The organism is Bradyrhizobium sp., assembly GCF_052389815.1.
In the GTDB taxonomy this organism is placed as follows: domain Bacteria; phylum Pseudomonadota; class Alphaproteobacteria; order Rhizobiales; family Xanthobacteraceae; genus Bradyrhizobium.
In genome coordinates, this window is record NZ_JBQTHN010000161.1 from 1 (window position 1) to 6783 (window position 6783).

At 63.3% G+C, this 6783-nt stretch carries 7 protein-coding genes; 3 read left to right on the plus strand and 4 right to left on the minus strand.

The annotated features are described in order from the left end of the window. Nucleotides 1–12 precede the first annotated feature (12 nt). On the minus strand, nt 13–654 hold the full coding sequence (locus ACT4OC_RS24680; protein ID WP_444841665.1) for a class II aldolase/adducin family protein: 642 nt from the start codon (nt 652–654) through the stop codon (nt 13–15). Between the two features lie 99 nt (nt 655–753). On the opposite strand from ACT4OC_RS24680, the gene ACT4OC_RS24685 reads away from it, so the two are divergent. Beyond that, nucleotides 754–1629, plus strand: coding sequence for an S-methyl-5'-thioadenosine phosphorylase (locus tag ACT4OC_RS24685; protein WP_444841659.1), 876 nt, complete (start codon nt 754–756; stop codon nt 1627–1629). Continuing rightward, on the plus strand, nt 1626–2729 hold the full coding sequence (gene mtnA, locus ACT4OC_RS24690; protein ID WP_444841660.1) for an S-methyl-5-thioribose-1-phosphate isomerase: 1104 nt from the start codon (nt 1626–1628) through the stop codon (nt 2727–2729). Before ACT4OC_RS24685 ends, mtnA begins: the two co-directional genes overlap by 4 nt. 47 nt (nt 2730–2776) lie before the next feature. Here the strand turns inward: mtnA and ACT4OC_RS24695 are convergent, their stop codons facing one another. The 3 genes from ACT4OC_RS24695 to ACT4OC_RS24705 form a co-directional block, all read right to left on the minus strand. Beyond that, complete coding sequence (locus ACT4OC_RS24695; protein WP_444841661.1) at nt 2777–3436, minus strand: hypothetical protein; 660 nt, start codon at nt 3434–3436, stop codon at nt 2777–2779. Between the two features lie 7 nt (nt 3437–3443). After that, complete coding sequence (locus ACT4OC_RS24700) at nt 3444–4637, minus strand: CaiB/BaiF CoA transferase family protein (RefSeq protein ID WP_444841662.1); 1194 nt, start codon at nt 4635–4637, stop codon at nt 3444–3446. Between the two features lie 214 nt (nt 4638–4851). Then, the gene (locus ACT4OC_RS24705; RefSeq protein ID WP_444841663.1) at nt 4852–5187 is read right to left on the minus strand and encodes a hypothetical protein; all 336 of its coding nucleotides are present in this window, start codon (nt 5185–5187) and stop codon (nt 4852–4854) included. A gap of 161 nt (nt 5188–5348) precedes the next feature. Here ACT4OC_RS24705 and ACT4OC_RS24710 point away from each other — a divergent pair. Continuing rightward, nucleotides 5349–6783 (plus strand): M10 family metallopeptidase (locus ACT4OC_RS24710; RefSeq protein ID WP_444841664.1); only part of this gene is annotated, 1435 nt, incomplete at its 3' end.

The following is a 6783-nucleotide window of genomic DNA, read 5'->3' on the forward strand; positions in this document are numbered from 1 at the left end:
CAGCCTGATCCTTCACTTGTCCGCATGGCCGTAACCCGCTATGCGGGCACGCACCTTCTCAATCTCATCCTTCGACAACAGCGGCGGTTTCCCGATCTGCAGGGACGCATGGTATTGCCGCGCCAGCGTCTCGACCTCGACCGCGAGCCATATCGCCTTGGAAAGCGACGGCCCGACTGCGATCATTCCGTGGTGGGCAAGCAGGCAGGCCAGCCGCCCCTCAAGCGCGCGGACGGCATGATCGGAAAGCTCCTGGGTGCCGAAGGTGGCGTAGGGCGCACAGCGGATGGTGTCGCCGCCGGCGCAGGCGACCATATAATGCACCGGCGGGATCTCCATGCCCATGATGGCCAGCGCCGTGCAGTAGGTTGGATGGGCATGCACCACGGCCTCGACGTCCGGGCGGGCTTTCAGGATATCGCGGTGAAAGCGCCATTCGCTGGACGGATGCTGGGCGGGATCGTGTGATCCGTCGAGGCTCATTTGGACGACCTGCTCCGGACGCATCGTCTCATAGGGCGTGCTGGTCGGCGTGATCAACAACCCGTCGCCATGGCGGATACTGACATTTCCCGAGGTGCCCTGATTGATTCCCAGCGCATTCATGCGCAGGCAGGCTTCGATAATGGATTGGCGTTTGTCGCGGTCTTTCATGGCCGGCATATGAACGTTCTTCGCGCCCGAGAACAAGGGTTGATTATTGCGCGGCAGTATAGTCGAACATTGCCCCGACACGACCGAACTGGAGAAGTCATGACCCGCGCCGTGCTCGGCATCATCGGCGGGTCCGGCGTCTACGACCTGCCGGGCCTGGAAGACGTTCGCGACGAGACGGTCGAAACCCCTTGGGGCGAGCCGTCCGCGCCGCTCCGGCGCGGCACCATCGGGGGCCTGCCGATGGTCTTCCTGCCGCGCCACGGCAAGGGCCATATGCTGTCACCCTCCGACATCAATTACCGCGCCAACATCGACGCGCTAAAGCGGGCAGGGGTCACCGACCTCGTCGCGCTGTCGGCCTGCGGCTCCTTCAAGGAGGAATTGCCGCCGGGGACGTTCGTAATGGTCGATCAGTTCGTCGATCGCACCCACAAACGCGAGAGCTCGTTCTTCGGCAAGGGCTGCGTCGCCCATGTCTCGATGGCTCACCCGGTATCACCGAGGCTGCGCGAACATCTGGCCGTGGCGGCAAAGGCGGAGGGCATCGACGCCGTGGACGGCGGCACCTACATCTGCATGGAGGGCCCGCAATTCTCTAGTCTGGCCGAAAGCCTGACCTACAAGGCGCAAGGCGTTTCCGTGATCGGCATGACCAACATGCCCGAAGCAAAACTCGCCCGCGAGGCGGAAATCTGCTACGCGAGCGTTGCCATGGTTACCGACTACGATTGTTGGCATCCGCATCATGAGGCGGTCACAGTGCAGGACATCATCCGCGTGCTCAATTCCAACGCCGACAGGGCGAAGGCGCTGGTGGTGCGGCTCGCGCGCGGTTTTCCGCGGGAGCACGAGCCGTGCCCGATCGGCTCGGATCGCGCACTCGAGACCGCCCTGATCACCGCGCCGGAAGCGCGCGATCCCGCGCTGGTCAGGAAACTCGATGCCGTAGCGGGGAGAGTGCTGTATCGATGAAGGTAGGCGGCAAGCATTTCCGCAGCATCTGGCTCGAGCCTGACGGGCTTTCGGTGAGCGCGATCGACCAGCGCCGGCTGCCGCATGAATTCGTCGTGGTCGGAATTGCCGATGCGGCGGCGGCAAGCGAGGCTATCCGCACCATGCTGGTACGTGGCGCGCCGCTGATCGGAGCTACCGCCGCCTTCGGTATGGCGCTCGCGATGCGTGACGACCGTTCCGACGCCGGTCTTGATCGCGCCTACGAGGTGCTGATGAGATCGCGCCCCACCGCGATCAATCTGAAGTGGGCACTCGATGAAATGATGCGGACCCTGCGTCCGCTGCCGTCGTCTTCGCGCGTGCCGGCGGCCTATGCACGCGCCGGCGAGATTGCGGAAGAGGACGTCGCCATAAACCGCGAGATAGGCCGCCACGGTCTCACGCTGATCGAGAAGATCGCCGCTTCGAAGAGGCCGGGCGACCCCGTCAACATGCTGACCCATTGCAACGCCGGCTGGCTTGCCACCGTCGATTGGGGTACGGCGACCTCGCCGATCTACCAAGCCCATGACCGCGGCATCGCGGTCCATGTCTGGGTCGACGAGACACGTCCGCGTAACCAGGGCGCCTCGCTGACCGCCTGGGAACTCGGCCATCACGGCGTGCCGCATACGGTGATTGCCGACAACGCCGGCGGGCATCTGATGCAGCATCATATGGTAGACCTCGCCATCGTCGGCACCGACCGCGTTGCCGCCAATGGTGACGTCTGCAACAAGATCGGCACATATCTGAAGGCGCTCGCCGCGCACGATAACGGCGTGCCATTCTATGTTGCCCTGCCGTCGCCGACCATCGACTTCCGTATCAATGACGGGGTAGCAGAGATCCCGATCGAGCAGCGTGAGGCGAGCGAAGTCACCGAAATGACCGGGCGCACGAGGGACGGCAGGATCGAGACCGTGCGCGTGGTTCCGGAGGGTTCTGCTGCCGCCAACTATGCCTTTGACGTCACGCCGGCGCGGCTTGTCACCGGGCTGATCACCGAGCGCGGCGTGCTGAAACCTGATCGTGCTGCACTTGCGAGCGTATTCCCGGAGCGCGCCGCCGGTCATTGACGCACATCGCGCCGGAGACGCTGCGCATTGATCCGCCCAACGGCCTGTCAGTCCGGAAGTAGGCGCTTTGGCAGGCTGAACGCCAGCCGGTAGAGCGGTAGGGTATCGATGGTGGTCTGATCGTCCGCGGGCAATCCAGCGCGGAACCGGTGCAGCGCGGCTCGGACAGCGGCCTCGTCCAGTCCCTCGATCAGCAGCAGCGCGGCAAAGGATCCGTCATTGCTGCGCATGCCTTTCTCGCTGGTCTTGATCGACGTCTTCGCGACGTCCGTGAGAAGCACGCGCGCGGCGACGATCCGGTCGAGGTGAGCGAGTTCGGCGGTCATATTGGCGGCGTCCCAGGCCGGAGCGGCGTCGAGGCGCAACGGCGCGACGATGCCGCCTTGGCCGAGGCCGGCGGAAGTTCTGATGCGGCCGCCGCCGCGGGCGAAATTGCCCAGGCGCGGCATGATGCGCTGCGACCAAGGTGTTGGCGCGTTGAGCCGCGCCAGATATTCGGCACCGTCCACGACATTCTCGTCGTCCAGCTCATAGAGAATGAAATACCGGATCGCAGCCGTGCCGATTGCGCGGAAGATACGGCAGGCCAGGAAGCCGCGGATGCCGACGCGTTCGGCGGCGTGCTCGCGCATGATCCAGTGCGCCCAGTCGGTCTCGTCCGCGGGCGAAATGTCGCTCCAGATCGCGAGATAGCCGGCACCCTGCATCCGCCCCTCACACCACCTTGCGCTGGCGCAACTCGGCGATCTCGTCATTGGCGAAGCCGAACTCGGCCAGTACCTCCTCGGTCTGCTCGCCAAATTCCGGGGGGCGCACAGCCATCCTGCTCGGCGTGCGTGACAGCGTCACGGGCTGGCCGACCAGCTGGATGTGGCGGTTCTCGTCATTTGGCACATGTTGTGCCATGCCGAGATGCTTGACCTGCGCGTCCTCGAACATCTGGTCGATGGAATAAATCGGACCGCAGGGCACGCCGGCAGCGTTCAATTCCCTGACCCAGGTCTCGGTCGATTTCTTCTCGGTGAGTTTTTCGATCGTGGCATTGAGCGCGTCGCGGTTTCTCGAGCGCGCAGGTGCAGTGGCGTAGTCGGGGTTGGCGACCAACTCGGGCGCGCCGATCGCCTGCGCGCAGCGCTCCCAGATGCGGCCGCCCGTGGTGGCGATGTTGATATAGCCGTCCGACGTCTTGAACACGCCGGTCGGGATCGATGTAGGGTGATTGTTGCCTGCTTGCCTGGCGACTTCCTTTTCCATCAGCCAGCGCGCGGCCTGGAAATCGAGCATGAATATCTGCGCCTGTAACAGCGAAGTTTGCACCCACTGGCCTTCGCCGGAGACATCACGCTCCAGCAGCGCAGTGAGGATGCCTAGCGCACAAAATAGCCCGGCGGTAAGGTCGGCGACGGGAATGCCGACCCGCATCGGGCCGCCGCCCGGTGCGCCGGTGACCGACATCAGCCCACCCATGCCTTGCGCGATCTGATCGAAGCCGGGCCGCTTGTGATAGGGGCCATCCTGGCCGAAACCGGAGATGCTGCCATAGACGATGCGCGGATTGACCTTGCGCACGCTCTCGTAATCGATGCCGAGCTTTGCCTTAACGTCGGGGCGGAAGTTCTCGACGATGACGTCGGCCTGCTTGGCCAGCCGCATGAACACTTCGAGCCCCTTGGGATCCTTAAGATTCAACGTGATGGCGCGCTTGTTGCGATGCAAATTCTGGAAGTCCGAGCCCTGGCGCGGCCCTCCGGGCTGCTCGCCGCCGCCATCCTCCAGCAGCGCATCGACCTTGATGACATTGGCGCCCCAATCGGCGAGCTGGCGGACGCAGGTCGGCCCGGAGCGGACGCGGGTGAGGTCGAGCACGATGAAGCGGGAGAGGGCCTGGGAAGCGCGCGAGAAGGGCATTGGTATCTCTTGTTTTCTTGCCGATCGAAGAGCGTGTGGTTTGGCTTAAACAATTCTGCGAGCATTTCCAATGCAGGTCGATGGGGGATGTCCGCAAATTTAGGGGCCTCGGGCTTCCTCCGGTGCCCAGTCCATTGCAACTGCGGACGAGGCTTAGGCGGGTTGCGCATGCATCCAGGAGATCGGCCACTCACTCGGTGTCGGCCGTTGCGCTCTATCGTTTCATTTGCCGCAATTCGGCGCGGGCGCGTTCTGCTAATGAGCTGTCGGGGTGTCTTGCAATGAACAACTCGAGCGCCTCGGCTGTGCCTCGGCGGCGTGCAATATCGTACTCTTCCTTGACGGCAATTTCCCCGTTCCGCGCTGGCGGCATGGTCCGTTCCGGAGGGGCCGGGGACCCCTCGCCGGCATTGGCTGGCTTGGACATCAAGAGGATTCCTTCCGGGAAAATACGGTCTGTCACCGGCAGCAGCATTGCCTGCAGGATCGCCAGGATGGCCGAGATCACAGCGAGATGGCCGATTTTCGTGATTTTTTCCCTGCTTTTCAACGGCGTATCTGCCGGTTTTTCCGGGTCATAAAACCCCTGGTTAAGGAAGTGTTGCTATCAAGGCTAGACGAAGCCGGTCGAAATTAGGCCGTACGTATACTAAGCGGCTTAGTATTCCAGCCGCGAATCACTTGTCGGATACCGAATCCGGGAGACTTGACTTGGCTACAGCTGTCGGCGTTGGCGCCACTGGCAATTCGGAAATCGATGGCCTGCTTTCCGGCGCCAAGTGGAGCGGCTCGATCACCTTCAGCTTCCCGGATTCGCCAAGCGACTATCCGTCGAGCGGCTATTCCCCCGACAATGAGCCCGCGCAGGCCGGCTTCGCCTCGGCGCCCGCCGCGATGCAGGCCGCGATCACCTACGCCGTCGCGCTGATCCAGGGCTACACCAACATCCAGATCAGCTACGCCGGAACCGGCAGCGCCGACCTGCAGATCGCGCAATCGCCAGCGGCAAACCCGACCTCCTACGCCTACTATCCGAACAACTTCTACCCGGCCGGCGGCGATATCTGGTTCGGAACCGGCTACAACTACTCGGGCGCCAAGCTCGGCAATTATTTGTTCGCCACCGCGCTGCACGAGTTCGGTCACGCGCTCGGCCTCAAGCACAGCCAGGAGGTCGGTGGTCCCGGCAACGTCGCCGTGCCGTATGCGCACGACAATTCCGAATACACCATCATGAGCTACCGCAGCTATGCCGGCGCGCCGCTCACGGGGTATACGGCCGAAACTTACGGCTTCTCGCAGACCTTCATGGCGAACGACATCCTCGCCCTGCAGACGATGTACGGCGCCAACTACAGCACCCAGAGCACGAACACCACCTACACTTGGAGTACGACGACCGGCCAGATGTTCATCAACGGCGTCGGCCAGCTGGCGCCGGGTGACGGCACCGGCGGCTCGCAGAACCGCGTGTTCGAAACCATCTGGGACGGCAACGGCGTCGACACCTATGACATGTCGAACTACTCGACCGCCGTTTCGATCAACCTCAATCCCGGCGCATCGAGCGTCACCTCGACCGCGCAACTCGCCTATCTCGGCAACGGCCACTATGCGGCGGGCAACGTCTACAACGCCTATCTGTTCGGCAGCGATCCGCGTTCGTACATCGAGAATGCGATCGGCGGCTCCGCCGGAGATGCGATCGTCGGCAACGCCATCGCCAACAGCCTGAATGGCGGCGGCGGCAACGACGCCATCACCGGCGGCGGCGGCAACGATACCATCGTCGGCGGCTCGGGGACGGACACTGCGGTCTACTCGGGCAACAAGTCCAACTACCTGATCACCTACAATTCGGGGACGCAGACTTTCACGATCGTCGATCAGCGCGGCAGTTCGCCCGACGGTACCGACACGGTGACGGGAGTCGAAAATTTTCAGTTTTTGGACGGTACATTTTCGAGTTCGAGCTTCACGCCGAATACTGCGCCGAACACGCCGATTGGCAATAGTCAGAGCGTTGCATCGGGCACCTCGGTGGCACTGAGCACGCTGTTCACCGGGCTGACCGATCCCGACAGCGGGGATTCCGTGACGCATGTCTGGGTCAGCGACCGCTCGGCGGGCGGTGGACACCTGACAA

Excerpts from the sequence above, each read along its gene's own strand:
- ACT4OC_RS24700 (WP_444841662.1), bottom strand. The coding sequence starts at position 4,637 with ATGCCCTTCTCGCGCGCTTCCCAGGCCCTCTCCCGCTTCATCGTGCTC.
- ACT4OC_RS24685 (WP_444841659.1), top strand. The coding sequence starts at position 754 with ATGACCCGCGCCGTGCTCGGCATCATCGGCGGGTCCGGCGTCTACGAC.
- mtnA (WP_444841660.1), top strand. The coding sequence starts at position 1,626 with ATGAAGGTAGGCGGCAAGCATTTCCGCAGCATCTGGCTCGAGCCTGAC.
- ACT4OC_RS24695 (WP_444841661.1), bottom strand. The coding sequence starts at position 3,436 with ATGCAGGGTGCCGGCTATCTCGCGATCTGGAGCGACATTTCGCCCGCG.
- ACT4OC_RS24680 (WP_444841665.1), bottom strand. The coding sequence starts at position 654 with ATGAAAGACCGCGACAAACGCCAATCCATTATCGAAGCCTGCCTGCGC.